Here is a 20,235-nt window from a genome sequence, read left to right on the forward strand (position 1 = left end):
GCAAATTATCTCCTTCCTATTCCACATATTTAAACCGAAGAGCCGTTAGACTCGCCTTATCACCATTACCTTCGATCAACGAAACACTAATTTTATACCGCCCTGTCTTGCTGAATTTCATCCAGCCCCAAGGATACCAATTATATACATGCGCCGATCCCTGTTGGTTCTGTACAAGTTCTCCTGCCGAATTTTCTATACGCCACACCATCCGTCCTTGGCCCGCATAATTCATGTCTATCTGATAGTAGCCAGGCTTTTCAATAACTATTTCATAAGATAACCGGCTTTTTTCTGTCCATTTACTGGCCTGAAAGACATGTTTCCATTCACCAAATTTCTCCATCCAGGATTTCCCTTCTTTCGTACAGTTCACCACCTCTCCAAAATCAACAGGAATAACGGTTTCGAGCGCAGGATCAACACCCAGCATTTTTTCGACCTGAGGCGTACCGTTTACCTTAATCTCAATAACGGACACCATCTTATCAGGTACGATTCTTGGAATGTTAATTTTAAGCCAGTCCTTTTCAACCGTATAATTTAATTTTTCCTGATTGTCCGTTCCCATGAGTCTGATGGACTGTACCCCTTTGCTCAATCCCGGAACGTATAAGGCTCCATCGGTAGGCCAATGATAGACCAGTAAGGAAATTCGATCCCCCTGTACGGTGGCGTCGCCCCAGGGTAGCGCATGTTTCCAGGGCGATGCTTGCGCACCGTATACGGTTTCTGGATAACGTTTGATCCAAGCACCCGCATTGCGCAGGGCTAAACCCGCCTGATCCGGAATAGAACCATCCGGTTTCGGACCTACGTTCAACATATAGGTACCTCCGCGTGCAACAGTTGATAGTGTTCGCTGCAATAGCTCCTGACTACTCTTCCAGTTGTTATCATACCAAGCGTAACCCCAGGAATCATTGGTCACATCAACAGTTTCCCAGATACCATCCACATTCTCCCTGGGCACTTCCATATCTCCTAGCGTGGAGTAATCGCCCAGCCCATGCCCTACCCTTCCGGAGACATAAGCGCCAGGTTGATTTTTATGCACGAGTTCTACGAGTTTCTGTGCATATTTTTTGTCCATTCCACCCGGTGTATCAAACCAGACCAGTTCTATAGGGCCATAGCCTGTTGTAATTTGCTGTACCTCAGGGTAACATTTCTCCCAAAAATAATCGTCAAAAGATTTCGCTTTCCCCTGCGCATCCAGCTTGGGTCCTCCGTTTCCACCGGGATAAGTCCAGTCCTGATTTTGAGAATAATAAAATCCAAAACCAATGCCACCTTCCTTACAGGCTTTAGCCAATTCAGTCATCGGATCGCGTTTAAAATCCGTCGCATCAACAATATTGAATGGGTTCACTTTCGAATGAAACATCGAAAATCCATCATGGTGTTTACTGGTAATAACGATATAACGCATTCCAGCATCTTTCGCCAGCTGCACAATAGCCTTGGCATCAAACTGATCCGGATGAAAAGAAGACGCGGCCAACTTATATTCCGCAGGGGGAATATTCGCCATGCTCTTGTTCATAAGCCATTCTCCGATTCCATAATAGGTTTTTCCCTGCCATTTATTTGCTAATTGGGAATAAATACCCCAATGAATAAATAGGGCATATTTGCCTTCTCGAAACAGCTTTCCCCTATTTTGTGAAACAGCACTTTTCCCGCCGGCACCATCCCACATCTCTTCCATTCGTTGCGCAAGGGCATGATGTGTACATAATATACTGACTGCTACCCCGAATACGATCGTTTTAAAACTCATCGCTAAAAACTTTGATACATCCGGATACAACATTATACCTTAGGCATACTATACCCGTTTTGATAACTTTTAGCCAGATAGCGATCTGCATCCTTATCATTGAAAGTGCGCTTATTTTTATCCCAGTACAGCTTCTTTTTGCTTCGATAAGCAATATTCCCCATCTGGGAGAAAATGGCAATATGAGCACCCGCCTCAATCGGCGCATGCAGTCCTTCACTGGATTTATTGCGAACAGCTTCTATAAAATTGACCATATGCTTATCCAGTCCATTATCTTTTGAAGGTTGAAAAGCAACAGCCTCCATACGACCTTTTTCGGGGATAACCTCCCAGCCTTCACGATTGACCACCAATGTGCCATTATTACCGATAAAAGCGACCCCATGTGTTTTTTGATAAGGCCCTAGATCTATTCCTGTTGCCTGTTCCCACTGGACATTGAATCCGTCAAACTCATACACGGTGGTTAAACTATCCGGAGTTTCAGCCGCATCATCAGGATAAGCAAATTTTCCTCCGGCAGCCATAACGGATACCGGATCGGAAACTTTCATTCCGATCAGGGCATAGTCCAGCATATGGACGCCCCAATCCGTCATCAGCCCCCCCGCATAATCCCAGTACCACCTAAAATTAAAATGGAAACGATTGGGATTGAAAGCCCGTTTTGGAGCTGGCCCAAGCCACTTGTCATAATGAACACCGGCAGGAACCGAAGCATCAGGCAGCACCGGAATGCTTTTCATCCAACCTTGATACGCCCAAGCTTTAACCAAACGGATTTTACCCAGTTTTCCACTATGGACAAAAGCCATGGCATCCCTAAAATGCTGCTGGCTCCTTTGCCATTGTCCAACCTGTACCACACGTTTATATTTTTTTGCTGCAGCGACCATGAGCTCGCATTCCCGAATGGAATTCCCAATAGGTTTTTCAACATACACATCTTTTCCCGCTGCAACCGCATCTACCATCTGTAGGCAATGCCAATGATCTGGCGTGGCCACGATCACGACATCCACATCGTTTGCTTTGAGCAGATCTTTATATTCTATATAAGTTTTGACCGTAATATCTCGTTTTTTTAACTCTTCGGCCCTATTCCGAAGTATATTTTCATCTATGTCACAAAGCGCAGTACACTGGACGCCGGGCACCTTCAATATTGCATTTAGATTAGACCAGCCCATTCCATTTACGCCGACCAGCCCGACACGCACAGTTCCAGATTGCCTACCGAAAACAGGTGTATTGGCAAATAGCACTGAGACTGTCAGGATCCCGGTATTACGGAGAAAATCTTTTCTTTTCATTGTTTAATTTGGTTTAGTTTTGTATTATTTTGATTAGATCTACCATCTTTTTGGTAAAGACGATTCATGCAGCACTTTCCCTAGAGATAACTAATATAACATTTAATCATGAAGATCAGGAAAAATAAGGAAATTCTCTTTCCATTGAAATGAGTTTTACATTTTCAGAAAGTGGTCATCGGTCTTCCGGCGATGTGCCTTCCTGCCTTCATGCCCGAAAAAATGCAACCGCCCAAAAATGTCCCTTCCAATGCCCTATAACCGTGCATGCCTCCGCCTCCAAAACCAGCTACCTCACCGGCGGCATACAGTCCTTCGATGATATGGTCGTCTACTGTCAGAACCTGTGCGTCTAGGTTTGTCTTAATCCCGCCCAACGTCTTACGTGTAAGCACATGTAAACGTACAGCAATCAATGGTCCATTCTTCGGATCCAATATCTTATGTAGAGACGAGACCCTTCCAAGCCGATCACCGAGATACTTTCGCGTATTACGGATATAATTGACCTGCGTGTCTTTAGAGAATTTGTTATCCAACTCGCGGTCTCTTGCCATGATCTGTGATTCAATAGATTCGTAATTTAACAGATCATCTCCGGACAGGAGGTTCATTCTTCGGACCAATTCCGATAATGTGTCCGCAACGATAAAATCGACCCCATTCTCCTTAAACGCTTCAACTGGTGCGGGGGCCTTTTTACCGAAAATCCGTTTGAGGAAGAGTTTATAATCCCTATTGGTAATATCTGGATTTTGTTCGGAGCCGGAAAGTGCAAATTCCTTTTTGATGACTTTTTGCGTCAAAATAAACCAGGAATACGAATAGCCACTATCTTGTATATGCTTTAGTGTACCCAACGTGTCAAACCCCGGAAAAAAAGGCGCCGGAAGTCTATTTCCTTTCGCATCGAACCATAGTGAAGAAGGACCGGGTAAAATACGTATACCATGATTGGGCCAAATCGGATTCCAGTTCCGTATGCCTTCGGTATAATGCCACATACGATCTTTATTGATCGTATGGGCGCCGATTTCTTCGGCGACCGCAATCATCTTTCCATCTACATATGCCGGAACTCCAGAGATCATCGCGGATGGAGCTGTACCCAGCCGTTCAGGCCAGTTCTTTCGTACCAGTTCGTGATTGGCGCCAAGCCCGCCCGAAGCAACGACAACGTGCGGAGCATGATATTCGAAGGTGTCAATGACATTTCTATTGGTCGCAGCCCCCCTTTCTTTATCATCATCTTCTAAAATATCACCAAATACTCCTTTTATAGCACCATTTTCTGTAATCAACCTCGTAACACGATGTCTAAATTTAAATTGCAAGAGTCCATTTTTTTCTGCGGTATAGGCCTTTTCTATAAAAGGTTTAACGACTCCCGTTCCAGTTCCCCAACTTACGTGAAATCTGGGAACCGAGTTTCCGTGACCAGAAGCACGGCCATCTCCACGCTCAGCCCAGCCTACCATAAACATGAATTTCACACCTAGCTTCGTTACATATGCATATTTTTCACCGGCGGCGAATTTCAAGTAGGCATCGGCCCATTGACGGGGCCAGTAATCCGCTGCCCTATCAAAACCTGCGGTACCGAACCAGTCTTGCTGTGCCAACTCCAAAGAATCTTTGATCCCCATACGACGCTGTTGTGGTGAATTGATAAAAAATAGACCGCCAAAAGACCAGAATGCCTGTCCCCCGATATTTCTTTCGGTCTCTTGATCCAATAGAAGTACCTTCTTTCCTGCGTTGGTAATTTCCATTGCCGCAGTTAATCCTGCCAGACCAGTCCCGATAATGATGGCATCAGGTTTAAATTGTTCTTCTATCCGCATACTATAAATATCAATGGGTTCTATATTCTTTACGGTTCTTGTGCGTAAGTTCACTTTTGGTTCCCTTAAATTTACTTGTTTCTCTTCTGAAGTACAAAGAGAAATAAAATTCAATCTGTGAACAAGGAGTGCAAACTATCATTAAAATTATATACAAAAGCAATTAAAGCGGCCTGCTTTAAAGACACACCACCCTTAGGTTTAATTTTTGAACTGCCATAGCATCAGAATCGACACCTAAAAGCATTGAAATCTATCGTTGGCCTACTTATGGTCACTTATTTTATTTTAGCAAAACAATCAATAATTTCCATTAACGTCAAAGCCTCCTCCATAGGTGCAGGATTTGGACCATTCCCCTCAAAGAAAGCCACTGTACTAGCGATCATGGGATATTGTATATGCTCAGGATGCTCAAATACAAAGTCATTCTCTTCATCATCAGATTGAACCGTTACCAAATTGCCAAATATGGAGAAGCTAATCTTCCCGCGGCTACCTATGATCTCACAGCGATCTACATGATCTTCTTGCCTGACATTGAAACACCAGCTTCCATTAAAAACAACATGATGCTCAAATAATATAGTTCCAGTTGTGTGATCAGCGACAGCAGAGGCTGCATCCTGGATCTGGCTAAATCCTTCAAAAGAAATCGGCAAGCCAAAAAAATACAACATCAGATCCAATTGATGTGGTGCAAGATCAAAAAAATATCCACCTCCGGATATTGCTGGGTCTGTGCGCCAGTCTGCCGCCCCCTTGGTCACTAATTCCGGCAACCGACTCTGCCATAACCGGAGCTGAACAGTCCGAATTATTCCTATCTGTCCAGCATCTAACAACTCTTTTACTTTGAGAAATAGAGGTAACTGTCTTCGATAATGCGCAACCACCAACTTGCCATTAGTCTTTCTGACAACATCCAAAAGCAGCCTTGCTTCATGTGCATTTAAGGTAACCGGTTTCTCAACATAGACATCTTTTCCGGCTTCTAAGGCCTTCAATGCATAGTCAAAATGTGAAGAGGGCGGAGTAGCAATGTAGATGGCATTCAATGCCGGATTGCCCAACATGTCCTCGACCGTCGAATACCAATGCGGGACTTGATGTCTATGGGCATAATCGGCAGCTTTAGCGGCATCTCTCCGCATTACAGCCAATAATCTACTATCTTTAACTTTATTAAAAGCGGGACCGCTTTTTTTTTCTGTAACATCGCCGCACCCTATGATTCCCCACCTTACCTTTGCATCTTCCATTTTATTTATTTTTTGAACTAATCCTCGAACAAACTTTTTTATTCCGGTTTCAGGCGCCCGATAAACGCGTTTTTACCAAGCAAAAATCCGATTGCCTTTTCAATATTTTTACGTCGGCTTTCATCTGTCTTCAAGAAAGAAATGTAACGGATAATCTCTTTTCTTTTGGATGGTGCCAAACGGTCAAAGACTGCTTTTGCCACTTCATTTTCATTCAATGCCCGCTCAAGTTCGGGATGTGGCGCTAAACCTCGTTCAGTGGGATCAAAAATAACAGACACTTCCAATAGTTCACCGATCCGCTTAGGGGAGTTTGCCAACATCTGGGTATTGATATACAATCGCCACTCGCCCTTATACCGTAATAAGGTCTGTTTATAAGCTTTACCATTTACCTTCCCGCAAATAGGGATATATCCCTTATCCACTCCAGCTTCGACAAAGAGATTACGTAAAATTTCATCGGGCACAAAAACAAAAGGGTTGATTCCTATTATCTCCAATTTGGCTTTAAAGGCAAACATATATATCGACATTTATGGTTTATCCAAAAATTAAGTTGTAGATAGAATCGCTTCTATCAGTTTAAGCTCTTCCTGACTAAAACTTAAATTTTCGAGCGACTTTAACGAATCCGTCAATTGCGCACTGTTTCTCGCTCCGACCAAAACCGAAGTCAGGCGTTGATCCTTCAATAACCAGGCAATTGCCATCTGTGCCAATGATTGTCCACGTTGCGCAGCAAGTCCATTCAAAGCAGACAGTTTTGTAACAAGCTCGGATGTAATGGCGGTACTCTTTAAAAAATGCTCTTTTGAGGCCCGAGAATCTGTTGGAATACTACCCTGTAGGTATTTATTGGTCAGTAGGCCTTGGGCCAAAGGGGAGAAAGCGATAATCCCTATCCCCTCTTCATCCAGCACGTTCAACAGCCCTTCTTCCGGGGTACGCACCAACATGGAATACTTTGGTTGGTGGATCAAACAAGGACAATTCAGATCACGTAATATAGCTGCCGCTTCCGTTACCAAATCCGCGGGATAGTTCGATAAGCCTACATAAAGTGCTTTTCCCTGTCGAACAACATCACTTAACGCGCACATGGTTTCTTCCAACGGTGTATTGGGATCGGGCCTATGATGATAAAAAATATCAATATAGTCTAACTTTAAACGTTTTAAGCTCTGATGTAGACTCGCTATCACATATTTACGGCTCCCCCAATCGCCATAGGGACCTTCCCACATCGTATACCCCGCTTTGGTCGATACCAAGAGTTCATCCCGGTATCCGGCAAAATCCGTGGTCAATATCGCTCCAAAATTTTGCTCCGCACTGCCGGGAGGCGGTCCATAATTATTCGCAAGATCAAAATGTGTGATACCATTATCAAAAGCCGTACGTAGGGTCTGCCTAAACACTTCTTTCTGATCAATATCACCAAAATTCTGCCATAGTCCAAGGGAAATAGCCGGAAGTTGAATACCACTCTTCCCACATCGCCTGTAGGGCATTATATTATATCGGTTTGGATTGAATGTCACGTTGTCAAGTTTATATATGCAAAATACAAAACTATTTTGAAGAGTCTGAGCAATAACTGTCAATGCGCTAGAAATATTTCGACATGCAACAATTGAATTAAAATTTATACCATTCCACACAACAGATCTATGCTGGTATCACAAATATTTTTATATTTTTGATTATCGTCCATTAATAGCACAGCGTTAAGTAACAATGTCCCATGATCAGTAGATTCTTTAGAAAATTCTATTTACATATTGTGATATGGGTTATTCTGCTCTTACTGCCTTTTATTACCTATCTCTATCAGCCTGACAAAATCGCTGATTTTAAAATCTATTCGGCACTATCCCATCTTGCTAATATCATCTTTCTGGCGAGCAATTTTTATCTACATTGTTACCTTGTCGCGCCGAGGTATTTCTTTGGTCGTAGAAAGATTTTTGCCCTATTTATCGCACTGGGCTTTGTAGCCTACGTCATGCTCAATTATGCAATCGTCTATTTCAACCCCAATGGAGAATTAGCTCATTTTAAAAAGGAGAATATACTTTTTGTTCGTCTTGTTGTCGGTCCGGGAATTATCTATTCGCTTTGCATGATCACCTCGTCCATGATCTTTCTTTATAATGAACAAGCGAGACAAAAGGAGCTTAATAAACAAATCGCATTAGAAAAGACTACCGCAGAACTGACTATTTTAAAACTACAGATCAGTCCACATTTTTTATTTAACACCCTCAACAATATTCGTTGGCTGATCCGCAAACAATCCCCCGATTCCGAGGGGACAATAGTCAAACTGTCCGAAATGCTGCGTTATATACTCTATGAAGTCGATGGACCAAAGGTCGAACTTTTCAAAGAAATTGACCATATGCGCAATTTCATTGCTTTACAGACATTAAGGCTTCCCATTCCGGGGGAAGTTGACCTGAAAATAGAAAGTACCCTCAAGAACAGAATGATCCCTCCTTTATTGTTTATTCATTTTGTAGAAAATGCATTCAAATATGGCGTGGATAGTAAAAATATTCCCAACATACAATTTCAATTCATAGATATTCCAGGTGGACTCGTATTTAAATCTACGAACAAAATATTGCAATATACCGAGCATCGGTCAAATGAAGGCATCGGGTTAACAAATGTGAAACGAAGACTACAGTTGCTTTATCCCAATCGCCACGATCTATCCATCAAAAGAACAGCGGATGGATACTTTGAAGTTGCACTCAGACTAATGACAGATGAAGATTAAATGTATACTAATTGATGACGAACCATTCGCGCTTAATTTGCTGGAGGATGACCTATTGAGTTTTGACCAAATTGAAATTCTACAGAAATTCCATGCCCCTGTCGATGTTGCTGAATACCTAAAAAATCAGGCCGTGGACCTCATTTTTCTGGACATCCAGATGCCCGAACAATTAGGAACAGAGTTTGTCCGGAACCTTGAAGATCCACCCCTATTTATATTTACAACAGCTTATCATCAATATGCTGTTGAGGGATTTGAATTAAATGCAGTAGACTACCTTTTGAAGCCTATTTCGAAAGAACGACTTATGACGGCTATCCGCAAAGTCGAGGATATCATGACACTACGCAACAAACAGGTTGTCGAAAAAGACCATATTATCGTGCATGTGGAATATAAAAAAACAAAGATTTATCTCAACGAAATCAGCTACATCGAAGGTTTAAAAGATTACGTAAAAATCTATTTGGTTGACCGGCAGACCCCGCTGCTAACCCGAAGTAATTTACGTGGTATGGAGAAGCTATTACCAGCAAGCGATTTCCTACGCATACACAATTCTTTTATTGTTAACAAAGCTAGAATCGAACATTGCACACCAGCAAAACTTACATTACCTGAAATCGCTTTACCTATTGGCAAAAAATATGTCAAAAATATGGCGCAGTTCCATTGAAAGCTGCATCGAATCAAGATAACATCATCCCATAACGGCCATTCGTCTACACATTTGGTTCGTCGGTCTACAGATGATTGCATAGTATAAAAATCATTTTCAAATTTGCTTGGGGTCAATTTGTCCAACACCGGCTATTGATCCGTATAGCAAAGAAAAAATGAAAAAAATTATAGCAGCACTCCTATTGGCAACCGCTGTTGCCCCATTACATGCCCAAACGGCTCCAAGTGGCCGTCCAAGTAGTTTCTCCGTCGCTGAAGGCAAACTCTCCGGTCAACTGACCGACCTTCAGGGCAAGCCAATCGCACAGGCTTCCGTCAATCTGCTGCGGGTGATCCATGATCAGTCCACGGGCAAAGAGCGGGAGATCTTGTTCAAAAGCACGAGCTCACTCGACAATGGGAAATTTAATTTTACCGCGCTCTCCACTAAAGATAAATGGAAATTAAAAATAAGCTCAGTAGGTTATACCGCTAAAGACATTACTGTCGAATATGGATCCGATGGCAAAGTATTAGATAAAGACCTCGGTACGATCACTTTGGAGAATGATAATCGAAAGCTGGAAGAGGTAACCGTTACCGGCCGTAAAGCTTTATTGGAAATGGATATCGACAAAAAAGTATACAATGTAGAAAAGAATATTGTAGCAGCAGGCGGTACCGCTATTGATGTCATGCGCAATATGCCTTCTGTACAAGTCGATATTGACGGGAATGTCAAACTCCGGAATGCAGCGCCGACTATTTTTGTAGATGGCAAACCGACAACACTAACGCCAGACCAAATACCTGCTGATGTAATCGAAAAGATCGAAATCATCACCAATCCTTCTGCCAAATACGATGCTTCGGGAAGTATGGCCGGAATTTTAAATATTATCCTGAAAAAGAATAAAAAAACGGGTTATAACGGTATGCTTACTCTTGGGGCAGATCGTTTCGGCGGAACCAATTTTATGGGAAGTCTCAATTTGCGTCAGAACAAATTCAACATATCCCTCACAGGAATGAATATGCGTATGCGGACAAATACCGAAGGCGATAGTTATCGGGAAAGCACAATTGATGACGTTAATTCTACCGTTAAACAAGATATCGAGGGTAAAACAAAGGGAATGATCACCTTTGGGAGGCTCGGAGTAGATTATGACCTTAGTCCCCGCACGACGGTATCTGTTGCCGGAATCTTTGTCGAAGGTAAATTTCGCCCCAATGAAAATACAATGATAACAACGGAATCGCAAGGCAATAGCAATAGAATTTCCGAATCTGAACGTAGTTTCAAACCAAGGGGTTTACAGGCAGGCCTAGTTCAGAAATTCAAAACTGAGGGTGAGGAATTGACTGCGGATTTCAATTATTTCGGTGGAACAAACAAATCTAATGGCACTTACACCACCAATTATTTAGCTGATAACGGGGGAATCATTGGTTCACAGATCCAAAAAAACGATGGCTCTGGAGACAACAAATTCATGACCGTACAGGCAGATTATGTCAAACCATTCAAAAATGGGATGAAACTTGAGACGGGGGTTCGCGCGCAGATCAACAAGCTCAAAAATCTGAATAACAACAGTCTCAAAGCCCGCGGTGAAGATGAGTATAAAGACATCAGCGCTGCGTCAGCCAATTACGACAACAAGAATACAGTCTATGCGGCTTATGCTTCACTTGGTGGCAACCTCAAAGATTGGGTATCTTATAAAGTCGGTATGCGTGTAGAAAATTCCACCTATGACGGTGAATTAATCAACACAAACCAAAAATTCCACAACAGTTATCCGGTCAGTCTCTTTCCTTCACTATTCCTGAGCAAGAAACTGACAGAGAAAGATCAGCTACAGATGAGTGTCACCCGTCGTGTCAATCGTCCTAACTTTTTTCAGTTAATTCCATTTGTTGATTATACAGACAGCTTAAATATCACGCGCGGTAATCCGGACCTCGTTCCGGAGTTTACAACTTCTGGTGAATTGTCTTATAGCCGGACACACGGTAAAGGCACCTTCCTGGCTTCGGTTTACTACAAAAAAACCACGAACCTGATCACCCGTTTCCTGACTCAGGAACTCAATCCCATTACCGATAAAATGGATTTCATCAATACCTATATTAATGCAAATTCCAGCAAAAACTATGGGGCGGAGTTTACCTACACCAATAATTTAAAAAAATGGTGGGACCTTACAGCTGACCTCAATTTCTACAATTCAAAAATTGAAATAGATGACAACACACCATCGGAAGGTATGTGGACCGTATTTGGAAAATTAAATAATACATTCAACCTGAAAAAGAATTGGAACCTTCAGCTCGCCTTTGAATATCAAGGGAAAACAAATATGCCGGTCACACAAAATCAAACCTTTGGTCCGCCAATGAATCAGGCTCAAAGTTCCTCTCAGGGATACATAAAGCCTTTTTATGGAATTGATTTTGCCATCAAGAAGAGTTTCTTGAAAAACCAGGCTGCTTCCGTGACATTGGCTGTAAACGATATTTTTAGGACCCGCGGCAATACCATAGTCTCGTCAGGTGATGGTTTCTACCAAAACTATTATCGACTCTCCAATCCGCAGCTTGTCAAATTGAACCTTTCCTATCGTTTTGGCAAAATGGACATGAATATGTTCAAGAAAAATAAAAACCAAAATTCGATGGAAGGGATACAGATGCAATAGATACGCACATTTAGATGGATCTATTACAGCAGAAAGAGACCAAGTGGATGGTCTCTTTCTGCTATAATTCTTTTTATATTATCTTTATTTATTAAACCACCTGACTCGGGATATTGTATTTCTTTATAATCGGTACAATTTCCAATAAATCATCTATGATATAATCCGGATTGGCTGACTTTAGCTGATCAGCGTGGTGAGCTCCTGTCGTAATACCAATACTTAAAGCACAACCAGCATTCTGACCTTCCTGAATATCAATAATTGAATCCCCTATTTTCACAACAGTTGTGGGATCTGAAATTGAAAAATTGGCTCTTGCAAGATCAATCATATCTGGATAAGGTCTATTTTTAGGTACATCGGATGCCGTAATCAATGCATCAATATCCCGTCCGACAACCCAGTTAAGCTTTTTCAGAAGAGATTCTGCTGTTTTTCGGTCATACCCCGTATTCAACACCCTAAGTATATCCATGTCCTTCAAAACCGCAAAAAGTTCATTGGCGTTTGAATTCGGATAAATATCTTCCACCTCATAAGCTTTCTCAAGTGCTTGTAAAAATGATTGGAATATCTTCTCGGCCAGCTCCTCGTCTTCCACGTTCACACATTTTTTTAAGACGGTCTTAATGGCCTGTAATTTTTCTTTCCCCGCTCCATGCTCCAATACCTCCGTCAGTGGAAGTTCATAACCACCGATTTCATTAATCGCATGGCGAAGTGTCTTATAAACTATATTATTCTCATTTACGGTAGTACCTGCCATGTCAAATACCACCATCTTGATCGCTTCTCTCATCTATTTACTATTAAATGTTTAGCAAAAATAAAAAAATGTTAAATAACACTAAACTTTTAAATGTTAACTTATTGCTATATTTAAGTTAAGAAGACGCAAGTTAACACAGTACAAAATAATAAGTCCAGCAAATCAAAAATACCTGAAATGGGATCCGAAACCACAGATATCCGGTACCTTTCCCATCATACGTTGCCGTTTCATAATTTAAGTGCCTTATACTGGCGAATATATTTGTCGGTAGTATAAGGATAAAAAAGACAATCAACAGTATACCCGTGAGACGGCTTAGGGAGGGTACAAATAAACCGAAAGCGGCCATGACTTCCAATAATCCGGTCAAATAGATCATTTCTTTTTTCAATGGAATAAAATCAGGAAGCATCAGCATCATACCTTTTGTGTAGATTAGGTGTCCCAGTGAGGTGAACAATAAAGTTGCAGCTAAAGCGATCTTCCCTGCCAGATGGTAATCCATATAGCCTCTGTATTGTCGTATAACCAAGTTGCCAATGATAAAAACAATAAGTAAAACAAAAAGTGGTTTCATAATCTTTTTTATTCAAAGCTATAGGCCTTCCTGTTCCCTATCAATGAACAATTGTTAAGAAATTTCCTTCCGGATCCTACTCAGTGACTGAGGTCTGATTCCGATATATGATGCAAGATATTTTAAAGGAATATTTTTAATCAGCTCAGGCTGTTCTCGCATCAGATTGAGATACCTTGTCTTGGCTGAATCTTCAAGAAGGGTGAATTCGCGTTTCATTCTCTTCAAAAATATATCTTCGATTGCCTTACGACCGATAAAATTTCCCACCTGTGTCGTTTTATACACGGTATTCAAATCAGCATAAGATATCCGCCACAAGACACAATCTGTAATCGCTTCAAGATTATAGGACGATGGTGTCTGGGTAAGAAATGAATCATAAGCGCTCACAAAAGAGTTTTCAAATGCAAAACCAAATGTAAAATCATAATCTAATTTTGGAATATTGAACCGAATAATACCTCTTTCAATAAAAGACAGGTATCGCTCTGTTTTACCTATTTCCAGAATCAGTGATCTTTTCGGAAAAACTGCTTTGGTAAGCATCGACGAAAAAATATCCCAGTCCTCCGTCTCCATCGTAATAATCGAATCGAAATACGCTTTGATTTTATCCATGCTATCCATACTTCAAAACAAGATAAGAACTTCTGGTCAAACATAAAAAACGTAAACTTATTAATTATTTAAGCACTTAATTTCATGGATAAATATTAAATTAATCACTATAAACTTTCATAATGACTTCTATGCCAGACAGCAGTATCAAAATATGGTCCCCATCAAAGAAATTCATCTTCCGATTTTCATTTATTTTCATTTTTTCATTCCTATTTGTATTCAATAATGGCGCCTTTCCGATTTTCGGGTACATCAGCAAACCGCTAACCGACCTTATGCATTGGCTTACTCCCTGGTTTGCGAAAACCATTTTACGGTATCATTACGATTATACGATTTTTATCAATGGCAGTGGAGACACTTCCTATGGCTGGATATCATTACTTCTCCTCCTCATAATTGCTTCGGCAGGTACAATTATCTGGTCTCTGTTTGATGCAAAGCGACCAAACTATGAAACTTTATATTATTGGCTGACCACAGCAATACGTTACTATATTGCACTCATGTTGATAAACTATGGAGTATTCAAAGTAATGCATTTGCAGATGCAACCGCCCTCGCTGGTACAGCTCATGCAGCCCTTGGGCGAATACACTCCAATGGGATTGGCCTGGACATTTATCGGTTTTTCTAAAGGCTACAATATCCTCATTGGCATAGCAGAAATATTGTCGGGACTGCTTCTATTCAGAAAAATGGTTGTATTGGGAGCTTTGGTCACCATTGTTACCAGCATCAACATCATGTCCATCAATTATTTTTACGATGTCCCTGTCAAGATGGTTTCGACCGCACTATTTTTACTTTCACTGTTTTTGTTGCTTCCTTTCGTTCAGACACTGTTTTCCATCTTTATAAAAGGACGACCAGCACAGTTGACCACGATTCAACAACCAAGATTCAATAAAGCCTGGAAGAGAAAAGGACTTGTCATCGTCAAAATACTATTACTTACCGTCTTTGGCGTACAACAGGTAATTGGAATTTTTAAAACCCTGGAGCAGATGAATGCCTACTATAAAAAATCACCGCTCTACGGAATCTACCATTTTGAAAAAAATGATGAGAATATCAAAACCATCCCAAAAGAATGGCGACAGATTATTTTTCAGCATGACAACGATCATGCTTTTGTCCGTGATATAGACTACAATCCACAGACCTTACCGATCTCAATTGATTCCCAAAAACATAAACTCACATTGAACAGTTATCAATACGATTATGCAATCGATCAAAATGGAAATATCTTATTAACGAAGACTGTTGAAAACAGTATGGAAAAAATTAAGCTTATCAAACAGGATCCCAAACAATTGGAATTAAAAAAACATTCTTTTCATTGGATACAGGAATATCCAAACAGCCGATAGACAGCTCTTCAATCGGAAGGCTTTTGTACGAAAATTATCAATATTGTCAACTTTGATCAAAACGCAAACGTTTGTTCAAATTGGCAGTCCGGGCAATAGGGAGGCTCAACGCGAATGCCCCATCCGCCCCGGTAATAAAAACAGTTAAATTATGTATATTGCTTTAACAATTTAATAAACTAGTCAAATACAATTCGTATACATTTTTTTTAATACAGCATGGATACAGCAAGTGATTTTTATCAGCCAATAGCTCTTGCCCAAGATTGGGTCGACGCCTGGAACCAACACCTTTATCTGACCAGAAGAGCTGGTTATGTCACAATTCGTAAGGCAATTTAAACAAATTCAGTTTAAGATTGCAAGAAAAAAGCGACAAACCATCCCTAGTGCATTCAATTACTCTTTTCCTCGCGAACAAGAAAATCATAGGAATACCAAAACTTCAAAAGTGAAAAATCATCAAGACTCCGAAGTGAATAGCTTATGGGAAAATCAAATGAATTACTTTGCTTTTCAAACTCTTTTTTAAATTCCTTTACCAATTTTACTATTCCTTCTAGACCGTTTCCACGTTTGATAAAGCTTTCTTTTTTGCCCCCGCGTAAATAAATCAACAGATCCGAAGCGTTTAGGATCGTTTCCTCCTTTTCAGTCAATGGTTGACCGCTCAGCAATTTATCGAGTGCGTTTTTAAAATCAATTCGCGGAAAATCACTCTCCCCCATCATAATCACATGAGTACCGTAATTCACAACATTCATATAATAGGGATTAAACCCATCCTGCATTAGCTGAACGACATCCTTACTTCGAAAGGCAGACGAAAATTCATTGAGTTGTGCCATTAATGAAAACGAGATATTTTCACTACGCATCAAACAGCTATATGCTCTTTTAATTGTGGTTGAATCATGGTGTTCCACAAGCTTTAAGACACTGTCTACGTCAGGACTATTATTGAGATGATAGCGAATCGACTCATAATCAAAGAAATCTGTCACAGAAAACCCCGACATAGCGGGTTCTGAACTTTTATTTTTTCGGGCATAAGAACGAATACCTTCGAACGTAGGTACGATCTTCACACTTGGAATAACAGGAGTTGTGGGCACTAATGTGATTTTAAACGGCTTATAATGACTGCGCAAGGGAGTTAATCCAACGGTAGGCATGGTATCTTTCAGTCCCCACACCGTTCCCAAATAAAAATTTTTGTCTACGGTTTGGTCCACATAGAGCTGGTTTACCGAAAAACCAACAGAACGACTAATAAATTGATTTTTGTTTGCAAATGTACTACCATCGATCTCCATGGAATCATGATCAACTTCCTCCTTGTCACAACTTGACAATAAAAACAAACCGAGCAACAGTACAAAAAAATATTTCATGATTCAAAAATTACCCGTTCTCCAAAAGTCAAAATATTTCCGTACTAACAGCGGCAAGGCTAAAGGCTTTTGGTTCTCTATCAAAGATATAGAAAAATACTGTTCTAACCTATATAAAAATCAGAATAACAAATGAATAAAAAAAACATCTCCACAAGCACGGGGACAGCATCTTGTGCCACCATCAGAAGATAGAAGTAATCATCAAAGTCGAAAATTCTTAAAAAGCGAAAGCCGCTGAAACGGGGAATTCCGAACGGCTTTCTTCTAACCTAATGAAAAACAGCTATACCGTTGCCAGTAACGTGTTGATCTCCTATTTCAAATATATCAAGTCTATTTCGCCTGTATACCATCTATTTACAATCCGTCTTTGTGATTTACGATTCGTAAATACCCTATGTCTGCAGATGATCGCTGACCTTTGAAAACCATTAAGGGATAGTTGACCAACAACTGGCTTATCAGCTACTTAGATAACTTTTTCTGAATTCAAACAATAGAACTTTATGCTTCATTTTTATTTCTTTTTAAAAGATTGGTTGACAATAAAGCAGTAATGGATGTCGCAGTCAACGCAGAAATTCCAATGTTTAGCGTAATGACCAAAAAGTGATCGGAAAGTAAATATATAATACCATAATAAGTAATGGCATAAATAACCAAATAAGTGATAAATGCTTTAATAATTTCCATAATATTGACACATGGGATACAGCTACAACAATTTTTGATGCAAAAAAAAGAGTTTCTTTCCCCCAATTTCCGTCCGTTTACGATTCGTCTTAGATGATTTATGATTCGTCATTTTTAACGATAATAAAGACTTGTAAATTATAACCAATTGATTAAATAAAGCAAACATATTACTTATTTTCAAATCAATTTAGCATTAAAACCATGAAGTCATTCAACAAGAAGTAGCCAATTTTATTTCTGATGCTGTCATTAAATCTGACAGTAGAGGTATCAGTGTTAAAATCTGTAAGAAACAAGAAATCAAATTTAACGGTATCTTTTCCCGTTGATTTGAACACACTAAAAAGCACTAAAAACAACTAAAAAGAAAGGGTAATTATGCTAGTTCAGATGCCGAAAGAGACTTTATCAGTATCCGCAATACCGTCAGATCGCGTAAAGGTTTATCCGTGGATAAGATTAATACCGTGATTTGGCTTTCCGTAAAATTTCAAATACACATTCTCTCTGCAAAAGCCACATTCCCAGCTTATCTTCAGCCACACCGTCTGAAAGTTCATAGGTAAAGATAAGCCCTTTATGTTTGTCCAGTTTCACTCCCAAATGTTTCATTACTGCGCCTTTTCCCTTCAGAGAAGAAGAAATTTCGGTTATATGAGACGATAGCAAGAATATGCTATTGTCAAATCCGCGAAGGCAGCTGATGAGTTCTAACGTCGCCTCACTGGCATCATTATGATTTGTCCCCTTAAATAGCTCATCCATCAGCACAAACATTTTTTTGCCCTCTGCCAATAATTCAGCTAAGTGTTTTACGCGAAGTACCTCATTAAAAAAATGGCTGGCACCGGCACTGTTATTATCCCCTAGATTTATTGTGGCCGATATGCCATCAAAGAGTACAGTTTCCATCGCGTCTGCGGGAACTGGAAACCCTAGATGTGCCAGATACACGCAGGTACCTATTGTTTTTAATAATGTCGATTTGCCCGTCATATTCGCGCCAGTAAGGTACCATAAGTTACCACTGCTTTTTATTTCAATATCATTCTTGACCGGATTTTCCAAAAAGAGATTATATCCACCCCTGATCCGAATCATATCCGAACCTGGGTCATGATCCTCTATTCCGGGAAATACAAGATGCTTTCCTTTGGTACATTGTGCCACACCATTCAAAGCATCCAGCTGATACAAAACAGTAAAGACTTCACGTATCGCATTCCGTTTGATATTCCTAAAAAGATAATCGTATTTAATCATCAGTTCCAGTGTAAGTTTATTTTGAAGCAATTTTTCAAACTCTCCCAGATCAATGTCTTCCAATACGCGATCAATTTTATTACAATAATCGACAATAACACCTCTGGTAGAATACTGGGAGTTAACAGTGCCAAAAAATACGTTGAGATAGTCTATTATTTTAGCTATTTCATGAATAGAGCGTCTAATTAATAAATCACGTTTCTTAAAATCCGCCGAAAGAAAATTTGCGGAGACAAGCTCTAAATAATAGGAGGTTTTGGTTGGCGAATACGGTTCCAGTGGTAAAGATAAATATTGTTCCAGGTCCTGCATCATATACTTGTCCAAAATATCCGTGATATCTACTTCTTGCATAAAACCGATAATCCACTGCCTATCCAGTATTTCAGATTTAGCTGAAAGAGGCTCGAGAAAATAGGAATACAGCGTATCCCGCCCGCCCAATGTAATCGTACAATCGAATAGATCAAACAAATCTTTACATTGACTGTTCGTAACATTTAGGTCTGCCAGGGTTTGCTTGTCAATAATCAACATATTTCTTAAGGAAGTGCTCCATAGTAGCTTTTTTTACCATATTCCTAAACTTACTTAAAATCAATACCATTCACAATACTGTATCAGAATAGTTATGTTATACTTCTTTAATCGTCCATGAATTACAGCTCAATGACGAAAGTCATCTTTTAAAATTATTTAAAAAATAAAAAGGACTTACACGGAATGGATACAGAAAATAAAAATAAAAATCTTAACAAAAAAAACACCCGATAGCATGGGGTACTCCGGGTGTTTTAGCCATATTATTAACCTATTTTATGAAAAGTGCCCGTGATGGGCAACACTAAAGTAGAAAAAAACTTTGTATAAACAAAATAAAAAGTAAAAAAATAGATTTTCAACTTCAGCTAAACCGGTTAAACATTGATTTAGACAAACAACATAATCTTCTTTATCCGGTACACAAGCTCGGGCCTAATTAATCCCAAATCCGATAGTAACATCGTAATTACAGGGATATAACAGGGGGTTAACAGGGGTTTAGCAGGGGTAATTCCCTGCTAACTCCCTATTAATACAGTATAAAAGTAGTGTTATTTCACTTTTAATTTCGAAAATGGTATTAACTTGGTAATAAGACGTATACTACGACGCTATTCCAT

At 40.0% G+C, this 20,235-nt stretch carries 17 protein-coding genes; 5 read left to right on the forward strand and 12 right to left on the reverse strand.

Annotated features, from left to right (window positions below; translation table 11 throughout):
- Positions 1-16: 16 nt before the first annotated feature.
- The 6 genes from B4G94_RS07880 to B4G94_RS07905 all read right to left on the reverse strand — a co-directional run bounded on the left by B4G94_RS07880 (position 17) and on the right by B4G94_RS07905 (position 7,719).
- Positions 17-1,783: an alpha-L-fucosidase gene (locus B4G94_RS07880; RefSeq protein WP_286858139.1), complete on the reverse strand. Its 1,767-nt coding sequence runs from the start codon at positions 1,781-1,783 to the stop codon at positions 17-19.
- A 32-nt stretch (positions 1,784-1,815) separates the two neighbouring features.
- Positions 1,816-3,099: a Gfo/Idh/MocA family protein gene (locus tag B4G94_RS07885; protein ID WP_286858140.1), complete on the reverse strand. Its 1,284-nt coding sequence runs from the start codon at positions 3,097-3,099 to the stop codon at positions 1,816-1,818.
- A 164-nt stretch (positions 3,100-3,263) separates the two neighbouring features.
- Positions 3,264-4,997 (reverse strand): FAD-binding dehydrogenase, encoded by a 1,734-nt coding sequence (locus B4G94_RS07890; protein ID WP_286858142.1) that lies wholly within the window; start codon positions 4,995-4,997, stop codon positions 3,264-3,266.
- A 224-nt stretch (positions 4,998-5,221) separates the two neighbouring features.
- Positions 5,222-6,205: a Gfo/Idh/MocA family protein gene (locus B4G94_RS07895; protein WP_286858143.1), complete on the reverse strand. Its 984-nt coding sequence runs from the start codon at positions 6,203-6,205 to the stop codon at positions 5,222-5,224.
- A 38-nt stretch (positions 6,206-6,243) separates the two neighbouring features.
- Complete coding sequence (locus B4G94_RS07900) at positions 6,244-6,729, reverse strand: YdeI/OmpD-associated family protein (protein WP_286858144.1); 486 nt, start codon at positions 6,727-6,729, stop codon at positions 6,244-6,246.
- A 30-nt stretch (positions 6,730-6,759) separates the two neighbouring features.
- Positions 6,760-7,719, reverse strand: a complete 960-nt coding sequence (locus tag B4G94_RS07905; protein WP_286858145.1) for an aldo/keto reductase — start codon at positions 7,717-7,719, stop codon at positions 6,760-6,762.
- A gap of 233 nt (positions 7,720-7,952) precedes the next feature.
- On the opposite strand from B4G94_RS07905, the gene B4G94_RS07910 reads away from it, so the two are divergent.
- The 3 genes from B4G94_RS07910 (at position 7,953) to B4G94_RS07920 (ending at position 12,361) form a co-directional block, all read left to right on the forward strand.
- The gene (locus tag B4G94_RS07910) at positions 7,953-8,993 is read left to right on the forward strand and encodes a sensor histidine kinase (protein ID WP_108632438.1); all 1,041 of its coding nucleotides are present in this window, start codon (positions 7,953-7,955) and stop codon (positions 8,991-8,993) included.
- Entirely contained in the window at positions 8,983-9,672 is a 690-nt protein-coding gene (locus B4G94_RS07915; protein WP_286858146.1) for a LytR/AlgR family response regulator transcription factor, read from the forward strand. The genes B4G94_RS07910 and B4G94_RS07915 overlap by 11 nt, the downstream gene beginning before the upstream one ends.
- A 160-nt stretch (positions 9,673-9,832) precedes the next feature.
- Complete coding sequence (locus tag B4G94_RS07920) at positions 9,833-12,361, forward strand: TonB-dependent receptor domain-containing protein (RefSeq protein WP_286858147.1); 2,529 nt, start codon at positions 9,833-9,835, stop codon at positions 12,359-12,361.
- 91 nt (positions 12,362-12,452) lie between these two features.
- On the opposite strand, the gene B4G94_RS07925 is transcribed toward B4G94_RS07920, so the two are convergent.
- The 3 genes from B4G94_RS07925 to B4G94_RS07935 all read right to left on the reverse strand — a co-directional run bounded on the left by B4G94_RS07925 (position 12,453) and on the right by B4G94_RS07935 (position 14,334).
- Entirely contained in the window at positions 12,453-13,163 is a 711-nt protein-coding gene (locus tag B4G94_RS07925) for an HAD-IA family hydrolase (protein ID WP_286858148.1), read from the reverse strand.
- A 100-nt stretch (positions 13,164-13,263) separates the two neighbouring features.
- On the reverse strand, positions 13,264-13,713 hold the full coding sequence (locus tag B4G94_RS07930; protein WP_286858149.1) for a DoxX family protein: 450 nt from the start codon (positions 13,711-13,713) through the stop codon (positions 13,264-13,266).
- A 54-nt stretch (positions 13,714-13,767) separates the two neighbouring features.
- Complete coding sequence (locus B4G94_RS07935) at positions 13,768-14,334, reverse strand: Crp/Fnr family transcriptional regulator (RefSeq protein WP_286858150.1); 567 nt, start codon at positions 14,332-14,334, stop codon at positions 13,768-13,770.
- Between the two features lie 122 nt (positions 14,335-14,456).
- Between B4G94_RS07935 and B4G94_RS07940 the strand changes: the two genes are divergently transcribed.
- Positions 14,457-15,713: a DoxX family protein gene (locus B4G94_RS07940; RefSeq protein ID WP_286858152.1), complete on the forward strand. Its 1,257-nt coding sequence runs from the start codon at positions 14,457-14,459 to the stop codon at positions 15,711-15,713.
- Positions 15,714-15,932: 219 nt separating this feature from the next.
- Positions 15,933-16,055 (forward strand): hypothetical protein, encoded by a 123-nt coding sequence (locus B4G94_RS07945; protein ID WP_277603203.1) that lies wholly within the window; start codon positions 15,933-15,935, stop codon positions 16,053-16,055.
- 53 nt (positions 16,056-16,108) lie between these two features.
- On the opposite strand, the gene B4G94_RS07950 is transcribed toward B4G94_RS07945, so the two are convergent.
- From B4G94_RS07950 to B4G94_RS07960, 3 genes are all read right to left on the reverse strand, one after another.
- Positions 16,109-17,107: a hypothetical protein gene (locus tag B4G94_RS07950; RefSeq protein WP_108632444.1), complete on the reverse strand. Its 999-nt coding sequence runs from the start codon at positions 17,105-17,107 to the stop codon at positions 16,109-16,111.
- A gap of 507 nt (positions 17,108-17,614) precedes the next feature.
- The gene (locus tag B4G94_RS07955) at positions 17,615-17,803 is read right to left on the reverse strand and encodes a hypothetical protein (protein ID WP_286858155.1); all 189 of its coding nucleotides are present in this window, start codon (positions 17,801-17,803) and stop codon (positions 17,615-17,617) included.
- Positions 17,804-18,265: 462 nt separating this feature from the next.
- The gene (locus B4G94_RS07960) at positions 18,266-19,609 is read right to left on the reverse strand and encodes a MutS-related protein (protein WP_286858156.1); all 1,344 of its coding nucleotides are present in this window, start codon (positions 19,607-19,609) and stop codon (positions 18,266-18,268) included.
- Between the last annotated feature and the right edge of the window lie 626 nt (positions 19,610-20,235).

This window comes from Sphingobacterium sp. UBA7625 (assembly GCF_002484085.1).
GTDB lineage: Bacteria > Bacteroidota > Bacteroidia > Sphingobacteriales > Sphingobacteriaceae > Sphingobacterium > Sphingobacterium athyrii.

Coding starts and splice junctions, on each gene's coding strand:
- B4G94_RS07880 (WP_286858139.1), bottom strand. CDS start 1,783: ATGAGTTTTAAAACGATCGTATTCGGGGTAGCAGTCAGTATATTATGT.
- B4G94_RS07885 (WP_286858140.1), bottom strand. CDS start 3,099: ATGAAAAGAAAAGATTTTCTCCGTAATACCGGGATCCTGACAGTCTCA.
- B4G94_RS07895 (WP_286858143.1), bottom strand. CDS start 6,205: ATGGAAGATGCAAAGGTAAGGTGGGGAATCATAGGGTGCGGCGATGTT.
- B4G94_RS07900 (WP_286858144.1), bottom strand. CDS start 6,729: ATGTTTGCCTTTAAAGCCAAATTGGAGATAATAGGAATCAACCCTTTT.
- B4G94_RS07905 (WP_286858145.1), bottom strand. CDS start 7,719: ATGCCCTACAGGCGATGTGGGAAGAGTGGTATTCAACTTCCGGCTATT.
- B4G94_RS07910 (WP_108632438.1), top strand. CDS start 7,953: ATGATCAGTAGATTCTTTAGAAAATTCTATTTACATATTGTGATATGG.
- B4G94_RS07915 (WP_286858146.1), top strand. CDS start 8,983: ATGAAGATTAAATGTATACTAATTGATGACGAACCATTCGCGCTTAAT.
- B4G94_RS07920 (WP_286858147.1), top strand. CDS start 9,833: ATGAAAAAAATTATAGCAGCACTCCTATTGGCAACCGCTGTTGCCCCA.
- B4G94_RS07925 (WP_286858148.1), bottom strand. CDS start 13,163: ATGAGAGAAGCGATCAAGATGGTGGTATTTGACATGGCAGGTACTACC.
- B4G94_RS07930 (WP_286858149.1), bottom strand. CDS start 13,713: ATGAAACCACTTTTTGTTTTACTTATTGTTTTTATCATTGGCAACTTG.
- B4G94_RS07935 (WP_286858150.1), bottom strand. CDS start 14,334: ATGGATAAAATCAAAGCGTATTTCGATTCGATTATTACGATGGAGACG.
- B4G94_RS07940 (WP_286858152.1), top strand. CDS start 14,457: ATGACTTCTATGCCAGACAGCAGTATCAAAATATGGTCCCCATCAAAG.
- B4G94_RS07945 (WP_277603203.1), top strand. CDS start 15,933: ATGGATACAGCAAGTGATTTTTATCAGCCAATAGCTCTTGCCCAAGAT.
- B4G94_RS07950 (WP_108632444.1), bottom strand. CDS start 17,107: ATGAAATATTTTTTTGTACTGTTGCTCGGTTTGTTTTTATTGTCAAGT.
- B4G94_RS07955 (WP_286858155.1), bottom strand. CDS start 17,803: ATGGAAATTATTAAAGCATTTATCACTTATTTGGTTATTTATGCCATT.
- B4G94_RS07960 (WP_286858156.1), bottom strand. CDS start 19,609: ATGTTGATTATTGACAAGCAAACCCTGGCAGACCTAAATGTTACGAAC.